Here is a 17,896-nt window from a genome sequence, read left to right on the forward strand (position 1 = left end):
CTCGGGGGCTTTGCCCCCTCCCACGACAGATCCAATGTGGGAGGGGGCGCAGACCCCGAGAGGCCGCCAGGCCGGTGGTGGCCACATTGAATCTCACGCCAGGCACATCCTGTCCATACACTACCCCCGCGCCCCATGAAACTGCGCCAGCGCCGGCAACAGCTGCTGGTCGATAGCCTGGCGCACCGCCGGCAGAATGGTCGCGCGGCCGGTGAGCATCTGCTCGACCATGCTGCGCAGCGCCTTGGCGCGCGACTCGCTGAGGCCGCGCACGGCGCATTGGCAAGCCTGTTCGGCGCTGGCCCCGGCCGGCATCTCGAAGCCCAGCGAGCGCAGCTGGCCCAGCAAATCTTCCTGATCGATCAAATCGGCATGCATCATGGCGCAGGTCCTCATGATTGGCTTGATGTTGTGTCGATTCTGGTAGCACCGCGATGCTCCCGGCAAGGGATGCCGGTCGCCATGGCAGGGATGCACATGAACAGGTCGTTTTCGGCTTCTCGCCAGGGCCTAACGCTGCGCCAGCGCAATCACCTTGCCCACGCACTGCGGCGCGGCCAGCTCGCCCTGGTCGGCGATGAAGGCTTCCAGCAACTGTAGCGACCCCGCGCTGAACGGCGCCGATCTGGGTCCCGCCAGATCCACATGCAGGAGCATCTGCTCGCTGGCCGCCAAGGCTTGGCCGGCGTCGATGTGCAGGCTGTGGAACAGGTGCAGGCGTTTGTGATCATGGCCGATTACCTGGGTCTGCACCTGTACCTGAGCGCCCAGCTTGACCTCATGCAGGTAGTTGATGTGCGCCTCCAGGGTGAAAAGCGAGGTGCCACTGTTGGCGCGGTCGTCGCAGGCCAGGCCGATACGGTCCATGAAGGCATCGGTGGCGTAGCTGAAGATCAACAGGTAGAAGGCGTCGCGCAGGTGCCCGTTGTAGTCCACCCATTCCGGCAGCACCGCCGTCTGATAGGTGATCATGCGTCGACGCTCATGCCGTGCTTGAGCTTGGTTGTTCGCACCGCTTCGAGTACCGCCAGCAGGCAGTCGTCGCGATAGCGTTCCAGGGCGGCGATGCTGTGCTGGCCGAGCTGGGCGCTGGTGCCGTCGACCACGTCGTCGATCAGCCGGTCGGTCAGTTCAGGTGCCGGCAGGTAGGTCCAGGGCAGCTGCAGCGCCGGTCCGAACTGCTGCATGAAGTGGCGCATGCCGGCGTCGCCGCCGGCCAGGGTGTAGGTCAGGAAGGTGCCCATGAACGACCAGCGCAGGCCGGCACCGAAGCGGATCGCGTCATCGATCTCCCCTGTGGTGGCGACGCCGTCGTTGACCAGGTGCAACGCCTCGCGCCACAGCGCTTCGAGCAGGCGGTCGGCGATGAAGCCGGGCACCTCTTTGCGCACGTGCAGCGGGCGCATGCCCAGCGAGCGGTACACGGTCATCGCCGCCTCGACGGCCTCGGCAGCGGTGTTGCGCCCGCCGACCACTTCCACCAGCGGCAGCAGGTACACCGGGTTGAACGGGTGGCCGACCACGCAGCGCTGCGGGTGGGTGGCGCTTTCGTAGAACTCGCTGGGCAGCAGGCCCGAGGTGCTGGAGCCGATCAGCGCATCGGGCCGGGCCGCCGCGCTGATCTGGCGGTGCAGGTCGAGCTTGAGTTCCAGCCGCTCGGGGGCGCTTTCCTGGATGAAGTCGGCTTCGCTCACGCACTCCTCGATGGTTGCCACAAAGCGCAGGCGCTCGGGCGAGGCGCCGGGCGCCAGGCCCTGTTTTTCCAGGGCCGGCCACGCCTTGGCCACGCGTTGGCGCAAGGCGGCTTCGGCGCCGGGCCCCGGGTCCCAGGCCACCACGTCGAGGCCGTGGGCCAGGGCCCGGGCGACCCAGCCGCTGCCGATCACGCCGCTGCCCAGGGCTGCGAATGTCTTGATGTCGGTGATGAATTTCATGGCGGTTTTTCCTGGGCGATCAGCGGCGGACGAGGTTCATTTTGGCCCGGCCTTCAGCCGGGGTGAGGATGCGTGCGCCCAGGCGGGTGAGGATTTCGCCGACCCGCTCGACCAGTTGGCCGTTGCTGGCCAGCACGCCTTTTTCCAGCCAGATGTTGTCTTCCAGGCCCACCCGCACGTTGCCGCCGAGCAGCACCGCCTGCGCCGCCATCGGCATCTGCATGCGGCCGATGCCGAAGCCCGCCCACACGGCGTCGCTGGGCAGGTTGTCGACCATGGCCTTCATGGTGGTGGTATCGGCCGGTGCGCCCCATGGGATACCCAGGCACAACTGGAACAGGGGGTCGTGCAGCAGGCCTTCCTTGATCATCTGCTTGGCGAACCACAGGTGGCCGGTGTCGAAGATCTCCAGTTCGGCTTTCACCCCCAGCTCGGTGATGCGCCGGGCGCCGGCGCGCAGCTGCGCCGGGGTGGACACGTAGATGGTGTCGCCGTCGCCGAAGTTGAGGGTGCCGCAGTCCAGCGTGCAGATTTCCGGCAGCAGCTCTTCGACATGCGCCAGGCGCGTCAGCGGCCCGACCAGGTCGGTGTTCGGGCCGAAGGCCAGGGGCTCTTCGCCCGCGCCAATTTCCAGATCGCCGCCCATGCCGGCGGTGAGGTTGACGATGATGTCGATGTCGGCCTCGCGGATGCGCTCCATGACCTCGCGATACAGCGCCACGTCGCGGCTGAACTTGCCGGTCTGCGGGTCGCGCACGTGGCAGTGGACCACGGTGGCGCCGGCCTTGGCGGCTTCCACCGCTGCGGCGGCGATCTGTTTGGGCGTGATCGGCACCAGGTGGCTTTTCGCGGTGGTGTCGCCGGCCCCGGTCAGGGCGCAGGTGATGATGACGTCGTGGTTCATGGCTGATCTCGTGCAGAGGGGCGCTTCGGGGCGCAACGTCCGCACAAATTAATGATCCAGAAGCGACATCATCGGCCCTGCGGCGACGGCCACTTGCACGGTGGCGACCTGCGCGTTATTAACGTCGGGTTGCCTGCGTTTCGCGGGCATCCAGCGAGCACGGTCATGTCCCAGGACTTCTACTTTTTGCTGTTGCCCGGCTTCTCGGCGATCGGTTTCATCTCCGCCATAGAGCCCTTGCGCGTGGCCAATCGCTTTCGCCCGGGCCTGTACCGCTGGCATGTGCTGAGCCTGGACGGCGGGCCGGTGCTGGCCAGCAGCGGCATGTCGGTGAACGCCGATGCGGCGCTGGAGCCCTTGCGCCGGGGCGCGACGCTGCTGATCGTGGCCGGTTTCGAACCGTTGCGCGCGTTCACTGCGGCGCTGCAGCACTGGCTGCGCCGCCTCGACCACGAGGGCGTGACCCTGGGCGGCATCGACACCGGCGCCTTCGTGCTGGCCGAAGCGGGCCTGCTCGCTGGCCACCGGGTAACCTTGCACTGGGAGGCGCTGGAGGCGTTCAAGGAGTCCTACCCGCAATTGCAGGCGACCCAGGAGCTGTTCGAGATCGACCGCCAGCGCATCACCTCCGCCGGCGGCACCGCGTCCATCGACCTGATGCTCGACCTGGTGGCTCAGGCCCACGGCAGCGAGTTAGCCATCGAGGTGTCGGAGCAATTCGTGCTGGGCCGCATTCGCCCGCGCAAGGATCACCAGCGCATGCAGATCGCCTCGCGCTATGGCATCCGCAACAAGAAGCTGGTGCATGTGATCGGCGAGATGGAGCGCCACAGCGAGCCGCCGCTGGGCACCCTGGCGCTGGCCGAGGCGGTGGGCATCACCCGCCGCCAGCTGGAGCGGCTGTTCCGCCTGCACCTGAACGACACACCGAGCAACTTCTACCTGCGCCTGCGCCTGGACAAGGCCCGCCAGCTGCTGCGCCAGACCGACATGAGCGTGCTGGAGGTGAGTATCGCCTGCGGTTTCGAGTCGCCGTCGTATTTCACCCGCAGCTACCGCGCGCGCTTTGTCTGCTGCCCGCGGGAGGACCGCCTCGGCGAGCGCAACAGCGAGCGGGCGCTGAGCGTCAACCCTTGAGCAGCACCGCGCAGGCCGCTTTCCAGGCTTCCCACTGATACTTGTTCAGCGAGTCGGGAATCGGCGCATCGTGCTTGCGTGAGCTGGCGCTGATGGTCTGCGGCGAGACCAGGGTGACCTGGCAATCATCGAGCAATTGCAGCACGCCCTCGATCTTGAAGGTCACCGGGCCACCGGCGAACTCGCCCTTCTTGCTGCGCTTCTTGACCACCAAATGGCCGATGCCCTGGGCCTTGACGAAGGCCTGCACCTGCTCGGCGAAGGCCTTGACCTGGCTGGCCTGTTCATCGTCGTCGAGGCCGATCTTGCGGGTCGCCAGCGGTACATGACGGATGGCGGCGCCGTCGCGTTCGGCGCAGGCGAAGATGGCTTCGCTGCCCTTGATCTCGACGCCGCAGATGTTCACGCCCTGATTGGCCGCGGTCACTCCATGCCGACCGATTGCAGGGTCTCGGAACGCTCGTCGCTCTTCTGCGCGATGCAGTCGTTGAGGGCGATCTGGTAGGCCTGGCTGTTCTTGTCGGTGTTGAAGGTGTCCACCGCGCAATCGGCGTCACGCAGCTGTTCCCACAGGCGCTGGGCGGCCTTGACCTTGCCCAGCAGGTCGTTGAGCTGGGTCGGGTGGTCGGCGAACTGCGAGTTGATGCGGTCGGTCAGGTCCTTGACCGACTCGCCCAGCTCGGTTTCGGCGGTCTTGCGGTTATAGGCCGAGCAATCGAAGCTCTGCTGCGCGGTTTCGACGTTGTCGCAGGGCGTCGGGCCATCGTTGCCCGGGGTCTGCGGTTCATCGTCGTCGGCAGCCTGTGCGCCAAAGGCGGCCAGCGCCAGTACCAAAACCCATGCTCTCATTTGCGCCATCCCAGAAAGAAGTTTCAACAAGTGTCACAGATTTTGGCTCAGGTTCGAGTGGATTAACAGCCCCGCGGGCCTTGCGGTGCAGCGACCTTCAATCCACGGTCAGGAATGCCGGTGCCATTTCCCGCTCGGGGCTGCCCTGATCGTCACTGACGATCACCCTGGTGTCGGCATAGAAGCCTACCTCGATGATCTCCGAGCACAGCACTTCGTTGAAGATAGCGCCTGCGGCCATGATGTCTTCGATTGGCTCGGCCCAATGGTGGTGACCCTCGAAAGGCGTGTGATAGTCGTAATACACATCACCCTCGAGATACGCACGGTAGATCACCTTGGCCTTGAGCGTGCCTTTGCTCGCCGAAAGGGTCGCCGTGGCGCGCGTGCCCGGCTCGACCACCAGCGTCACGGCATCGGCGGTGGTGATGGTCGAGGTCAGCGTCTTCGAGGCGCCCTGGCCATAGGAAGTCTCCAGGCCGATGCGGGTTTCGCCGGTGACGTTGTTGCTGGGCAGGCCGATCTTGTAGGTGAATTTCTGCTCCAGAGTCAGTTTGCTGCCGGCGGTCCAGTTGGTGGCGGCCGAGACCAGCGCCGCATAGCTCAGGGTCGCCGTGTGCGAGGACGGCAGGTTGTCGCGCAGGTTCTCGTAATGATGGGTGGCCAGCGCCACCGGCTCCAGGTCAATGGAAATTATCTCTGCACTGAGTACTTCCATGACCCGATGAGTCTTGGTCCAGCCGTACTGATCGAAAAGACGGTGATCGCGCAGGTGCACCTCATCGGGCGCTTCGCCGCGCATGTTTTCGATCGCTCGGGTGAGCGCGAAGTGGTCAACGCCGAAGGTTTCCCGTTCCTCGGCAGAGATCAGATCGCGAACTTTGCCGCTGGCGGTGATGGTGGAGGACTGGGCGTCGTTGCCAACCTTGATGTTGATTTCGAATGACATGGGCGTTTCCTCTGTCTGGATGTGAGGTTGTCAGCCTACCCAGCGCCGCGCCGCAGGCCAGCCGGAAGCCTTGCCTGCGCAGCCACGCTGCTCCGCACGTCGCAGCCAGGCATGCCCGGCTGCGCATTGACGCTTTCGGTGATTCCCCTGTCGTTTTTGAATCCGGCTGCGGTGGCTCGCAGGCTTATGCTGGCCCCAAAGCGCCGGCAGACGATTCGGCGCATGCCTTGCCTAAAGGGGACAGCCTGATGAGCCCAGCCGAATTGCACGCCGACAGCATCGTTATCGATGGCCTGATCATCGCCAAGTGGAACCGTGAGCTGTTCGAAGACATGCGCAAGGGCGGCCTGACCATGGCCAACTGCACCGTATCGGTGTGGGAAGGCTTCCAGGCCACCATCGACAGCATCTGCAAGAGCCAGAAGCTGATGCGCGAGAACAGCGACCTGGTGATGCCGGTGCGCACTACAGCCGACATCCGCAAGGCCAAGGAACTGGGCAAGACCGGCATCCTCTTCGGCTTCCAGAACGCCCATGCCTACGAAGACCAGATCGGCTACGTGGAGATCTTCAAGCAGCTGGGCGTGGGCATCGTGCAGATGTGCTACAACACCCAGAACCTGGTCGGCACCGGCTGCTACGAGCGCGACGGTGGCCTGTCGGGCTTCGGCCGCGAAATCGTCGCCGAGATGAACCGCGTCGGGGTGATGTGCGACCTGTCCCACGTTGGCTCCAAGACTTCCGAGGAAGTCATCCTCGAATCGAAGAAGCCGGTGTGCTACTCGCACTGCCTGCCGTCGGGGCTCAAGGAGCACCCGCGCAACAAATCCGATGAAGAACTGAAGTTCATTGCCGATCACGGCGGTTTCGTTGGCGTGACCATGTTCGCACCGTTCCTCGCCAAGGGCATCGAGTCGACCATCGACGACTACGCCGAAGCCATCGAATACGTGATGAACATCGTCGGCGAAGACGCCATTGGCATCGGCACCGACTTCACCCAGGGCCACGGCCAGGACTTCTTCGAATACCTCACCCACGACAAGGGCTACGCCCGCCGCCTGACCAGCTTCGGCAAGATCATCAACCCGCTGGGCATCCGCACCGTCGGCGAATTCCCCAACCTCACCGAGACCCTGCTCAAGCGCGGCCACAATGAGCGCGTGGTGCGCAAGATCATGGGCGAGAACTGGGTGAACGTGCTCGCCGATGTCTGGGGCGAATAAGCCCGACTTCTGATTCTTTCCCGCTGCCCTTCGCGCAGCGGGCACTACCGTATTTTTCTGGAGTTAACGTTCCATGGCCAAGATCGCCCCGCAATTGCCTATCGAAGTCGACAGCGAAACCGGCGTGTGGACCTCCGACGCCCTGCCGATGCTCTACGTGCCGCGGCATTTCTTCGTCAACAACCACATGGGCATCGAGGAAGTCCTGGGCGCCGACGCCTACGCCGAGATTCTCTACAAGGCCGGCTACAAGTCCGCCTGGCACTGGTGCGAAAAGGAAGCCGAATGCCACGGGCTGGAAGGCGTGGCGGTGTTCGAGCACTACATGAAGCGCCTGTCGCAACGCGGCTGGGGCCTGTTCAAGATCCAGGACATCGACCTCGACAAGGGCACCGCCAGCGTCAAGCTCGAGCACTCGGCGTTCGTCTACGTGTACGGCAAGGTCGGGCGCAAGGTCGACTACATGTTCACCGGCTGGTTCGCCGGCGCCATGGACCAGATCCTCGCCGCCCGCGGCAGCAGCGTGCGCACCGTAGCCGAACAAGTGTATGGCGGTTCCGAAGAAGGCCACGAAGATGGCCTGTTCACCGTCAAGCCGTTGTAAGTCGAGGACTGCCCCATGGCTTTCGAAGCGATGTTCCAGCCGATCCAGATCGGCAAACTGACGATCCGCAACCGCGTGCTGAGCACCGCTCACGCCGAGGTCTACGCCACCGATGGCGGCATGACCACCGATCGTTACGTCAAGTATTACGAAGAGAAAGCCAAGGGTGGCATCGGCCTGGCGATTTGCGGCGGCTCCTCCAGCGTCGCCATCGACAGCCCGCAGGGCTGGTGGAAGTCGGTCAACCTGGCCACCGACAAGATCATCCCGCACTTCCAGAACCTCGCCGACGCCATGCACAAGCATGGCGCCAAGATCATGATCCAGATTACCCACATGGGCCGCCGCTCGCGGTGGGACGGCGAACACTGGCCAACCCTGATGTCGCCTTCCGGCATCCGCGAGCCGGTGCACCGCGCCACCTGCAAGACCATCGAGCCGGAAGAGATCCGCCGGGTGATCGGCAACTACGCCAGCGCTGCGGCGCGGGCCAAGGCCGGCGGCCTGGACGGCGTCGAGCTGTCGGCGGTGCACCAGCACATGATCGACCAGTTCTGGAGCCCGCGGGTCAACAAGCGCACCGATGAATGGGGCGGCAGTTTCGAGAACCGCATGCGGTTCGGCCTGGAAGTGATCAAGGCCGTGCGCGCCGAAGTCGGCCCGGATTTCTGCGTCGGCCTGCGCATCTGCGGCGACGAATTCCACCCCGACGGCCTCAGCCACGAGGACATGAAGGAGATCGCCAAGTACTACGCCGACACCGGCATGATCGATTTCCTCGGCGTGGTCGGCTCCGGTTGCGACACCCACAACACCCTGGCCAACGTCATCCCCAACATGAGCTACCCGCCGGAGCCGTTCCTGCACCTGGCGGCCGGCATCAAGGAAGTGGTCAACGTACCGGTGCTGCACGCGCAGAACATCAAGGACCCGAACCAGGCCACGCGCATCCTCGAAGGCGGCTATGTCGACATGGTCGGCATGACCCGCGCGCACATCGCCGACCCGCACCTGATCGCCAAGATCAAGATGGGTCAGGTCGACCAGATCAAGCAGTGCGTCGGCGCCAACTACTGCATCGACCGCCAGTACCAGGGCCTCGACGTGCTGTGCATCCAGAACGCCGCCACCTCGCGCGAATACATGGGCGTACCGCACATCATCGAGAAGACCACCGGGGTCAAGCGCAAGGTGGTGATCGTCGGTGCCGGCCCGGCGGGCATGGAAGCGGCGCGGGTCTCGGCCGAGCGTGGCCACGACGTGACCCTGTTCGAGAAGAAGGAGTTCATCGGCGGGCAGATCACCACCGCCTCGAAAGCGCCACAACGCGACCAGATTGCCGGCATTACCCGCTGGTTCCAGCTGGAACTGGCGCGCCTGAAGGTCGACCTGCGCCTGGGCACCGCTGCCGACATCCCGACCATCATGGACCTGCGTCCGGACGTGATCGTGCTGGCGGTGGGCGGGCATCCGTTCCTTGAGCAGAACGAACATTGGGGCGCGGCCGAAGGCCTGGTGGTCAGCAGCTGGGATGTGCTCGACGGCAAGGTTGCGCCGGGCAAGAACGTGCTGGTGTACGACACCATCTGCGAATTCACCGGCATGTCGGTGGCCGATTTCCTCGCCGACAAGGGCAGCCAGGTCGAGATCGTCACCGACGACATCAAGCCGGGCGTGGCCATCGGCGGCACGTCGTTCCCGACCTACTACCGCAGCATGTACCCCAAGGAAGTGATCATGACCGGCGACCTGATGCTGGAAAAGGTCTATCGCGAGGGCGACAAGCTGGTGGCGGTGCTGGAGAACGAATACACCGGCGCCAAAGAGGAGCGGGTGGTCGACCAGGTGGTGGTGGAGAACGGCGTGCGCCCGGACGAGATGCTGTACTACGGCCTCAAGGAAGGTTCGCGCAACAAGGGCCAGATCGACATCGATGCGCTGTTCGCGATCCAGCCGCAGCCCTCGCTGAGCAGCACCGGCGACGGTTACCTGCTGTTCCGTATCGGCGACTGCGTGGCCCAGCGAAACACCCATGCGGCGATCTACGACGCGTTGCGTCTGTGCAAGGATTTCTGACGAACTGCCCACCGTAGCGTAGGAGCCGGGCTTGCCCGCGATGAGGCCATGACTGAAACACCGCGGTGGGTTCATCGCGACCAAGGTCGGCTCCTACGCCAAGCGGTGTTTTTTCCCTGAAGTACCGGTGGGAGTCCCCTCCATGCTTAACACCCTTCTCCCCATCCTGCTGTTCGCCGCCCTCGGCCTTGCCGTGCTGGGCGCGCTGCGGCGGGTGGCCATGTGGCGCCAGGGCCGGGCGGCGAAAGTCGACCTGCTGGGCGGCCTGCTGGCCATGCCCAGGCGCTACATGGTCGACCTGCACCATGTGGTTGCACGGGACAAATACATTGCCAACACCCACGTGGCCACGGCCGGTGGTGCGGTGGCGTCCATCGTGCTGGCCGTGCTGGTGCATGGTTTCGGCCTGCACAACCGCATCCTCGGCTACGCCTTGCTGCTGGCGACCGCGCTGATGTTCGTCGGCGCGCTGTTCGTCTACGCCCGCCGCCTGAACCCACCCAGCCGCCTGTCCAAGGGACCGTGGATGCGCCTGCCGAAAAGCCTGCTGATGTTCTCGGCAAGCTTCTTCGTTGCCACCTTGCCGGTGGCCGGCATTCTTCCGGAAAACTTCGGCGGCTGGGTACTGGCGGCGATCCTCTCGGTCGGCGTGCTCTGGGGCGTGTCCGAGCTGTTCTTCGGCATGACCTGGGGCGGGCCGATGAAGCACGCCTTCGCCGGCGCCCTGCACCTGGCCTGGCACCGGCGCGCCGAGCGCTTTGGCGGCGGCCGTTCGACTGGCCTCAAGCCGTTGAACCTGGACGATCCGCACGCCCCTTTGGGCGTCGAAAAACCCAAGGACTTCACCTGGAACCAACTGCTCGGCTTCGACGCCTGCGTGCAGTGCGGCAAGTGCGAGGCCGCCTGCCCAGCGTTCGCCGCCGGCCAGCCACTGAACCCGAAAAAGCTGATCCAGGACATGGTCGTCGGCCTGGCCGGGGGCACCGATGCCAGGTTCGCCGGCAGCCCCTACCCGGGCAAGGCCATTGGCGAGCACGGCGGCAACCCGCACCAGCCGATCGTCAACGGCCTGGTCGATGCCGATACCCTGTGGTCGTGCACCACCTGCCGCGCCTGCGTGGAAGAGTGCCCGATGATGATCGAGCACGTCGACGCCATCGTCGACATGCGCCGTCACCTGACCCTGGAGAAGGGCGCCACGCCAAACAAGGGCGCCGAAGTGCTGGACAACCTGATCGCCACCGACAACCCCGGTGGCTTCAACCCAGGCGGGCGGATGAACTGGGCCGCCGATCTCAACCTGTCGTTGCTGTCCGAGGTCAAGTCCGCTGACGTGCTGTTCTGGGTTGGCGACGGCGCCTTCGACATGCGCAACCAGCGCACCTTGCGCAGCTTCGTCAAAGTGCTGAAAGCGGCCAAGGTCGACTTCGCCGTGCTCGGCCTGGAGGAGCGCGACAGCGGCGACGTCGCCCGACGCCTGGGCGACGAGGCGACCTTCCAAGTGCTCGCCCGGCGCAACATCCAGACGTTGGACAAGTACCGCTTCAAGCGCATCGTCACCTGCGACCCACACAGTTTCCATGTGCTGAAAAACGAATACGGCGCTCTTGGCGGCAACTACGAAGTGTTGCACCACAGCACCTTCATGGCCGAACTGGTCGGCGCCGGCCAGCTTACCCTCGCGGCGCACAAGGGCGGCAGCGTGACCTACCACGACCCGTGCTACCTGGGCCGCTACAACGGTGAGTACCAGGCGCCGCGCGAAGTGCTCAAGGCGCTTGGCATCGAGGTCAAGGAAATGCAGCGCTCGGGCTTCCGCTCCCGTTGCTGCGGCGGCGGCGGCGGCGCGCCGATCACCGACATTCCCGGCAAGCAGCGGATACCCGACATGCGCATGGACGACATCCGCGAGACCCAGGCCGAAGTGGTCGCCGTGGGTTGCCCGCAGTGCACTGCGATGCTCGAAGGTGTGGTCGAGCCGCGGCCGCAGGTGCTCGACATCGCCGAGCTGGTGGCCAACGCGCTGGTCGAAGACGCGCCGGCGAGCAAGCCGGCGCCGGTCAAACGCGAACCTGCGGAGGTGCATTGATGAGCGACATTATTCGCCGGGACCCGCGCGCCGAGTGGATCGCCCGCAACCGCCTGCATCCGCTGCACGCCGCCATGCAGCCGCTGCAGAACAGCTGGATGGGCCCGCAGGGTCTGCTGCGCAAGAACCCCCACGCGGTCGGTTTCATCGGGCCCAACGGCATCAAGCGCATCGACCGCAGCGGCGCTCAGCAGGGCGGTACTGCCAAGCGTGGCACGGCCGTTGAAGCGCAGTTGCGGCTGCACGTGGTTGCGCAGCCCGCATTCTTCATCGCCGTGGTCCCTGACATGGTCGGCGGCCGCCTGAGCAGTCACGACCGCGACCTGCTGGGCCTGGCCCATCGCCTGGCCGGTAACGACGGTGCGGTGCTGGCCGTGGTGTTCGGCGAGCACAAGGAGACCGCGTTCGATACAGCCGGTGTGGACCGCTTGCTGGTGTTGCAAGGCGCTGAATTCGACGGCTACTCGCCAGAGCAACGGGTGCAAGGTCTGCGCGCTGTGGATAACCAATTCACGCCGCGCCACTGGCTGCTGCCAGATAGCCGCACCGGGGGCGGCGAGTTGGGCCGGCGCTTTGCCGCGGCACTCGGCGAGCGGCCGGCGACGCGGGTCTGGCAGGTCAAGGATGGCCAGTGCATCAGCCGAGCAGGGGCCGGCCAGCAGGACATCAGCCGGGACTTGCCACGCTTGATCCTCGCGGCCGCCGAGTGCGCCGAGCCTGTGGATGAAACCCGTCATCAAGCCCTGCCAGTGGAGTTATCCACAAGTGCGGCGCGCAGCCTGACGCGTATCGAAGACCTCGGCGCGGTGCCGGTGGACCCGTCGGTGATCCCGATGGCCGAAGCCGAGTTCATCCTCTCCGGCGGTAACGGGGTCAAGGATTGGGCCCTGTTCCATGAAGCGGCTCACGCCTTGGGCGCCACCGAGGGCGGTTCGCGAGTGGCGGTGGACGATGGCTTCATGAGCCGCGACCGCCAGGTGGGCGCCAGCGGCACCTGGGTTACGGCGCGGGTGTATGTAGCAGTCGGCATCTCCGGGGCCATTCAGCACCTGCAGGGCATCGGCGCCTGCGACAAGGTGGTGGCCGTCAACCAGGACCCGACCTGCGACATGATCAAGCGCGCCGACCTCTCGGTGATCGGCGACAGCGGGGCAATTCTCGCCGCGCTGATTGCGGCCATCGCCGCCTACCGCAACCAGGCGCAGCGTGACGCTGCCTGAGGAGCCCCATGAACAGCAAAGTGATCAGCCTGGTGTCCGTCGGCGCCCACCCCACCTCCGGCCGCACGCGGCGTGCCGAGCAGGACTCGCGCGCGGTAGAGCTGGGTTTGCAACTGGCCGGGCAGAACCTGCAGGTGCTGCACGCCGGCGATGTCGCCGAGCCGGCCCTGCGTGCCTACCTCGGCATGGGCCTTGCGCAGATGCACGTATTGGAACAGCCGCAAGGCGCCGACGCCTTGCCGGCCCTTGCCGATTACCTGCGCAGTGCCGGTGCCCAATTGGTGCTGACCGGCAGCCAGGCGGAAACCGGTGAAGGCTCGGGCATGCTGCCGTTTCTGCTGGCCGAACGGCTGGGTTGGCCGATCGTGGTCGGCCTGGCCGAGGTCGAATCGATCCACGACGGCGTCGCCCAGGTCCTGCAGGCCCTGCCCCGCGGCCAGCGGCGCCGTCTCAAGGTGCGCCTGCCGATGCTCGCCACTGTGGATAACGCCGCGGCGAAACCACGGCAAAGCGCCTTCGGCCCGGGCCGCCGGGGCGTCCTCGACGTCGAGCAGGTCGAAGTCATCAACGACGACTTATACACAGCCGCAGACTTGCAGCCGGCCAAGCCACGGCCCAAACGGCTGAAGGTAATCAAGGCAAAAAGCGGCGCCGACCGCATGAAAGCCGCCACAGCCAAGGCCAGCGGCGGCTCGGGCCAGGTGCTCAAGGGGGTGTCGGCGGAAGAGGGCGCGCAAGCGATCTTGAAGCTGTTGATCGAGGAAGGGGTGGTGCGTTGACACTTACCCACACATATTGCGGTGTTCGGTCCCTCAGCGCCATGTTTACCCACATTCCCTGTGCATCCGCCTGTGGATAACATGTTAGGGCATCGCTGAGGCCCGTATTTAGCGGGCCCTGGGCCATGTCGATCAAAAATTGACCATTCGGCGATAGTCTTTCAATTCAGTGGGTTGTGCTGTTGTCCACAGAGACTTCTTAGGCTCGTCAAAGTTTCGCACAATCTCTGTTGGCGGTTCTGTGGATAAGGTGTTCGCCTAGTGCTGCAAGCCACGTGATCCGTGGCTTTCAGTCTTGCGATCAAAAAATGATCAGTCGCTGGCGAATCCGCATCATTCTAATAAGTCACTCAATTTATTCGGTTTTTTTCAGTCATTCGCAGCGTTACCCACATTAACTGTGCACCCGCCTGTGGATAAGATGTTGGCGCAATGACAAAGGCCGCGCAGCTGTTGGGCTGCGCGGCCTTTGGTTGTTATTTGTACAGCTGGGCCGCTATTCGTGAACCGCAACGCCCTTGAGGTAGGCCGCCGGCTCGGCGCCCAGGTTGCTCAGCATGCGTTCGCTGTACCAGTCGATGAAGTTGACCACGCCAAACTCGTAGGTCTTGGAGTAGGGGCCCGGCTGGTAGGCGGTGGAATTGATGCCTTTCTGGTTTTCCTCGGCCAGGCGGCGGTCCTGGTCGTTGGTGGCGTCCCACACCTGGCGCATGCGCTGCACGTCGTAGTCGACGCCCTCGACCGCGTCCTTGTGCACCAGCCACTTGGTGGTGACCATGGTTTCCTGGGCGCTGATCGGCCATACGGTGAAGACGATCACGTGGTCGCCCATGCAGTGGTTCCAGGAGTGCGGCAGGTGCAGGATGCGCATCGAGCCCAGGTCCGGGTTCTTGATGCGGCCCATCAGCTTCTTGCAGCCGACCTGGCCGTCCAGGGTCATCGACACGGTGCCCTTGAGCAGCGGCATGCGTACGATGCGATTGCGCAGGCCGAAGCTGGCGTGGGCGTAAGGGATCTTCTCCGCTTCCCAGGCGGCGGCGGAGGCGGCGACGTGGTCCTTGAAGGCCTGGTCGGCGCGCGGGTCGGTGACGTCGTCCCACTCCAGCAGGGTTTTCAACAGCTCGGGGTGTGAACCGCCGCAGTGGTAGCACTCGCGGTTGTTTTCCAGCACCAGCTTCCAGTTGGCCTTTTCCATCAAGGTGGTCTGCACCGCCACCTTGGTGTTCTCCATGTCGTAGGGTTCCATGTAGTGGTTCAGGGTCGCCAGGAAGTTGTCGATGGCGGGCGGGTTGTCCGCCAGGCAGATGAAGATGTAGCCCCCGGAAACCTTGACGTTGACCTTCTTCAGGCCGTACTGCTTCATGTCGAAATCGGCGCCCATCTCGGTGCCGGCGAACAGCAGCCGGCCGTCCAGCTCGTAGGTCCACTGGTGGTAGCCGCAGACCAGCTTGGCCACCTTGCCCTTCTCGGCGGTGCACAGGCGCGAGCCACGATGGCGGCAGACGTTGTGGAAGGCATGCACGATGCCTTCGGCGCCGCGCACCACGATGATCGGGTTCTTGCCCACCTGCAGGGTCAGGAAGTTGCCTTTGGCCGGGATCTCGGCGGTCATGCCGGCAATCAACCATTCCTTGTGGAAGATCTCCTGCATGTCGATCTCGTGCAGGCGCTCGTCGCTGTAGAAGGGTTGTGGCAGCGAGAAGGTGCGCTCGCGGCTCTGCAGCATCTCGGCCGTGGCCTTGCGTGCGGGTTCCAGCGGGTCGCCCAGGCTCAGAGTGGTGGTGCTGTCCATCGTGTGTGTCCTCATGGCCATGCAGTGTGGCCGACGAAAAGTGGCTGATACGGTTGCGACGCAAAGCGCTTGATTGCAGGAACTGATAGGTGCGAGTGTGCGTGCGGATCGGCGCAGAACCTTATCCATGGGCGACATGCCCCAATCCATTCCCGACGCGCCAGCCCTTGTCCGATGGGCTGGTCGCCACAAGCATGCGAATGTCGCAGATAGGTAAATGGCACTGGTCGCCCTTGCGCAGAATCGCAGCCATTAGGGCCGACAGTCGGCCGCGGAGAACAGCATGTCCGAAAGTTACCTGATGCCGGTGAACACCCAGACCTGGGCCAACGGTCGGCACATTGTGCGCTGCGTCAAGGTCATCCAGGAAACCTGGGATGTGCGCACCTTCTGTTTCATGGCCGACCAGCCGATCCTGTTCTTCTTCAAGCCCGGGCAGTTCGTCACGCTGGAGCTGGAAATCGACGGCCAGCCGGTGATGCGCTCCTACACCATTTCCAGCTCGCCGTCGGTGCCCTACAGTTTCTCCATCACCATCAAGCGGGTGCCGGGCGGGCGGGTCTCCAACTGGCTGCACGACACCTTGCACGAGGGCCAGGAGCTGGCGGTGCACGGCCCGGTCGGGCTGTTCAACGCCATCGACGCGCCGAGCTCCAAGGTGCTGTACCTCAGCGGCGGTGTCGGCGTCACCCCGGTGATGTCCATGGCGCGCTGGTTCTATGACACCAACGCCAACGTCGACATGGTCTTCGTGCACAGCGCGCGCTCGCCCAAGGACATCATCTACCACCGCGAGCTGGAGCACATGGCGTCGCGGATCGACAACTTCAGCCTGCACATCATTTGCGAGAAGCACGGCCTGGGCGAGCCCTGGGCCGGCTACCGTGGCTACCTGAACCAGAAGCTGCTGGAAATCATCGCCCCGGATTTCATGGAGCGTGAAGTGTTCTGCTGTGGCCCGACGCCGTACATGACTGCGGTCAAGCGCCTGCTCGAAGCCAACGGTTTCGACATGAGCCACTACCACGAAGAGTCGTTCGGCGCGACCCCGCCCGAAGCCCGGGCCGACGCGGTGGAGCAGGCCGAGCAGGCCGCCGACGCGCCGGAAGTGGACGCCAGCGAGCTGCATCAGGTGGAGTTCATCAACGCCGGCAAGAGCATCCGCGTGGCCCCGGGGGAAACCGTGCATGCGGCGGCCGCCAAGCTCGGCCTGATGATTCCCAAGGCTTGCGGCATGGGCATCTGCGGCACCTGCAAGGTGCTCAAGGTGGCCGGCGTAGTGGAGATGGAGCACAACGGCGGCATCACCGAGGACGATGAAGCCGAGGGCTACATCCTGTCCTGCTGCAGCGTGCCGAAAGGAGATGTGCGGATCGAGTATTGATCGGCAGCGCGCCCCTCCCAGCGCCGCGGGAGGGGGCAACGCCCCCGAACTCTTGATCTGACCTTCACACCCTGAACTTGGCCACCATGCCGTTGAGATCCACGGCCAGGCGCGACAGCTCGCTGCTGGCGGCGCTGGTCTGGTGGGCGCCGGCGGCGGTCTGGGTCGATAGGTCGCGGATGTTGACCAGGTTGCGGTCCACTTCCCGCGCCACCTGGGCCTGCTCTTCGGCGGCGCTGGCGATCACCAGGTTGCGCTCGTTGATCTGCACGATGGCGCCGTTGATGGTGTCCAGCGCAAGACCGGCGCCCTTGGCGATGTTCAGCGTCGACTCGGCACGGTCGGTGCTGTTGCGCATCGAGTCGACGGCCTTTTCCGTGCCGCCCTGAATGCTGCCGATCATCCGCTCGATTTCGCTGGTGGACTGCTGGGTGCGGTGGGCGAGGGCGCGGACTTCGTCTGCAACCACGGCGAAACCTCGGCCTGCCTCACCGGCACGGGCCGCCTCGATGGCGGCGTTGAGCGCCAGCAGGTTGGTCTGGTCGGCCAGGCCGCGGATCACGTCGAGCACCTTGCCGATGTCGCGCGACTGCTCGGCCAGGTTGCCGATCAGCTGCGCAGTGCCCTGCACGTCGACGCTCATGCGCTCGATGGCGGCCACGGTCTCCTGCACCAGGTCGCGACCGTCGCTGGCTGACCCTGTGGCATCGCGCGACGCTTCGGAGGTGCTTACGGCGTTGCGCGCCACCTCTTCCACGGCGCTGGTCATCTCGTTGACCGCCGTGGCGGCCTGTTCGATCTCGTTGTCCTGCTGCACCAGGCCGCGGGCGCTTTCCTCGGTGACCGCATTGAGCTCTTCAGCGGCCGAGGCCAGCTGCGTGGCGGAGCCGGAGATGTGCTGAAGGGTGTCGCGCAGGTTGCCCTGCATGCGCTGCATGGCCGACAGCAGCTGC

The 17,896-nt window shown here is 64.9% G+C and carries 17 protein-coding genes; 8 read left to right on the forward strand and 9 right to left on the reverse strand.

The annotated features are described in order from the left end of the window. Positions 1 to 120 precede the first annotated feature (120 nt). The 4 genes from SFA35_RS02490 to SFA35_RS02505 form a co-directional block, all read right to left on the reverse strand. Positions 121 to 381 (reverse strand): hypothetical protein, encoded by a 261-nt coding sequence (locus SFA35_RS02490; protein ID WP_320574860.1) that lies wholly within the window; start codon positions 379 to 381, stop codon positions 121 to 123. 129 nt (positions 382 to 510) lie between these two features. Further along, complete coding sequence (locus SFA35_RS02495; protein ID WP_320574862.1) at positions 511 to 972, reverse strand: thioesterase family protein; 462 nt, start codon at positions 970 to 972, stop codon at positions 511 to 513. After that, positions 969 to 1,934, reverse strand: coding sequence for an L-carnitine dehydrogenase (locus SFA35_RS02500; RefSeq protein WP_320574864.1), 966 nt, complete (start codon positions 1,932 to 1,934; stop codon positions 969 to 971). Before SFA35_RS02500 ends, SFA35_RS02495 begins: the two co-directional genes overlap by 4 nt. A 19-nt stretch (positions 1,935 to 1,953) precedes the next feature. After that, positions 1,954 to 2,838, reverse strand: a complete 885-nt coding sequence (locus SFA35_RS02505; RefSeq protein ID WP_320574866.1) for a 3-keto-5-aminohexanoate cleavage protein — start codon at positions 2,836 to 2,838, stop codon at positions 1,954 to 1,956. Positions 2,839 to 3,003: 165 nt separating this feature from the next. On the opposite strand from SFA35_RS02505, the gene SFA35_RS02510 reads away from it, so the two are divergent. Beyond that, positions 3,004 to 3,975 (forward strand): GlxA family transcriptional regulator, encoded by a 972-nt coding sequence (locus tag SFA35_RS02510; protein ID WP_320574868.1) that lies wholly within the window; start codon positions 3,004 to 3,006, stop codon positions 3,973 to 3,975. On the opposite strand, the gene SFA35_RS02515 is transcribed toward SFA35_RS02510, so the two are convergent. The 3 genes from SFA35_RS02515 to SFA35_RS02525 form a co-directional block, all read right to left on the reverse strand. Continuing rightward, positions 3,965 to 4,381 (reverse strand): DUF3010 family protein, encoded by a 417-nt coding sequence (locus tag SFA35_RS02515; protein ID WP_320578811.1) that lies wholly within the window; start codon positions 4,379 to 4,381, stop codon positions 3,965 to 3,967. The two genes, SFA35_RS02510 and SFA35_RS02515, sit on opposite strands and share 11 nt — an antisense overlap. A gap of 17 nt (positions 4,382 to 4,398) precedes the next feature. Beyond that, the gene (locus tag SFA35_RS02520; RefSeq protein ID WP_320574875.1) at positions 4,399 to 4,824 is read right to left on the reverse strand and encodes a lysozyme inhibitor LprI family protein; all 426 of its coding nucleotides are present in this window, start codon (positions 4,822 to 4,824) and stop codon (positions 4,399 to 4,401) included. A gap of 97 nt (positions 4,825 to 4,921) precedes the next feature. Beyond that, positions 4,922 to 5,773, reverse strand: coding sequence for an ETX/MTX2 family pore-forming toxin (locus tag SFA35_RS02525; RefSeq protein WP_320574877.1), 852 nt, complete (start codon positions 5,771 to 5,773; stop codon positions 4,922 to 4,924). 248 nt (positions 5,774 to 6,021) lie between these two features. Between SFA35_RS02525 and SFA35_RS02530 the strand changes: the two genes are divergently transcribed. From SFA35_RS02530 to SFA35_RS02555, 6 genes are all read left to right on the forward strand, one after another. Then, complete coding sequence (locus tag SFA35_RS02530; protein WP_320574879.1) at positions 6,022 to 6,999, forward strand: dipeptidase; 978 nt, start codon at positions 6,022 to 6,024, stop codon at positions 6,997 to 6,999. A 73-nt stretch (positions 7,000 to 7,072) separates the two neighbouring features. Next, a complete protein-coding gene (locus SFA35_RS02535; protein ID WP_320574881.1) occupies positions 7,073 to 7,603 on the forward strand; it encodes a DUF5943 domain-containing protein in 531 nt (176 codons plus the stop codon). 15 nt (positions 7,604 to 7,618) lie between these two features. Beyond that, a complete protein-coding gene (gene dgcA / locus SFA35_RS02540; RefSeq protein WP_320574884.1) occupies positions 7,619 to 9,679 on the forward strand; it encodes a dimethylglycine demethylation protein DgcA in 2,061 nt (686 codons plus the stop codon). A 142-nt stretch (positions 9,680 to 9,821) separates the two neighbouring features. Further along, positions 9,822 to 11,768 carry a dimethylglycine demethylation protein DgcB gene (gene dgcB / locus SFA35_RS02545; protein ID WP_320574886.1) on the forward strand — a complete coding sequence of 649 codons (1,947 nt, stop codon included), beginning with the start codon at positions 9,822 to 9,824 and terminating at the stop codon, positions 11,766 to 11,768. Further along, positions 11,768 to 12,988 (forward strand): electron transfer flavoprotein subunit alpha/FixB family protein, encoded by a 1,221-nt coding sequence (locus SFA35_RS02550; protein ID WP_320574888.1) that lies wholly within the window; start codon positions 11,768 to 11,770, stop codon positions 12,986 to 12,988. The genes dgcB and SFA35_RS02550 overlap by 1 nt, the downstream gene beginning before the upstream one ends. Before the next feature lie 8 nt (positions 12,989 to 12,996). Next, positions 12,997 to 13,767 carry an electron transfer flavoprotein subunit beta gene (locus tag SFA35_RS02555; RefSeq protein WP_320574890.1) on the forward strand — a complete coding sequence of 257 codons (771 nt, stop codon included), beginning with the start codon at positions 12,997 to 12,999 and terminating at the stop codon, positions 13,765 to 13,767. A 496-nt stretch (positions 13,768 to 14,263) separates the two neighbouring features. Here the strand turns inward: SFA35_RS02555 and gbcA are convergent, their stop codons facing one another. Then, positions 14,264 to 15,559, reverse strand: coding sequence for a glycine-betaine demethylase subunit GbcA (gene gbcA, locus SFA35_RS02560; RefSeq protein ID WP_320574892.1), 1,296 nt, complete (start codon positions 15,557 to 15,559; stop codon positions 14,264 to 14,266). Positions 15,560 to 15,842: 283 nt separating this feature from the next. Between gbcA and gbcB the strand changes: the two genes are divergently transcribed. Then, positions 15,843 to 16,943 carry a glycine-betaine demethylase subunit GbcB gene (gene gbcB, locus SFA35_RS02565; protein ID WP_320574894.1) on the forward strand — a complete coding sequence of 367 codons (1,101 nt, stop codon included), beginning with the start codon at positions 15,843 to 15,845 and terminating at the stop codon, positions 16,941 to 16,943. A gap of 64 nt (positions 16,944 to 17,007) precedes the next feature. On the opposite strand, the gene SFA35_RS26600 is transcribed toward gbcB, so the two are convergent. Then, entirely contained in the window at positions 17,008 to 17,880 is an 873-nt protein-coding gene (locus tag SFA35_RS26600) for a methyl-accepting chemotaxis protein (RefSeq protein ID WP_414058521.1), read from the reverse strand. Positions 17,881 to 17,896: the final 16 nt, after the last annotated feature.

It is taken from the genome of Pseudomonas sp. HR96 (assembly GCF_034059295.1).
GTDB lineage: Bacteria > Pseudomonadota > Gammaproteobacteria > Pseudomonadales > Pseudomonadaceae > Aquipseudomonas.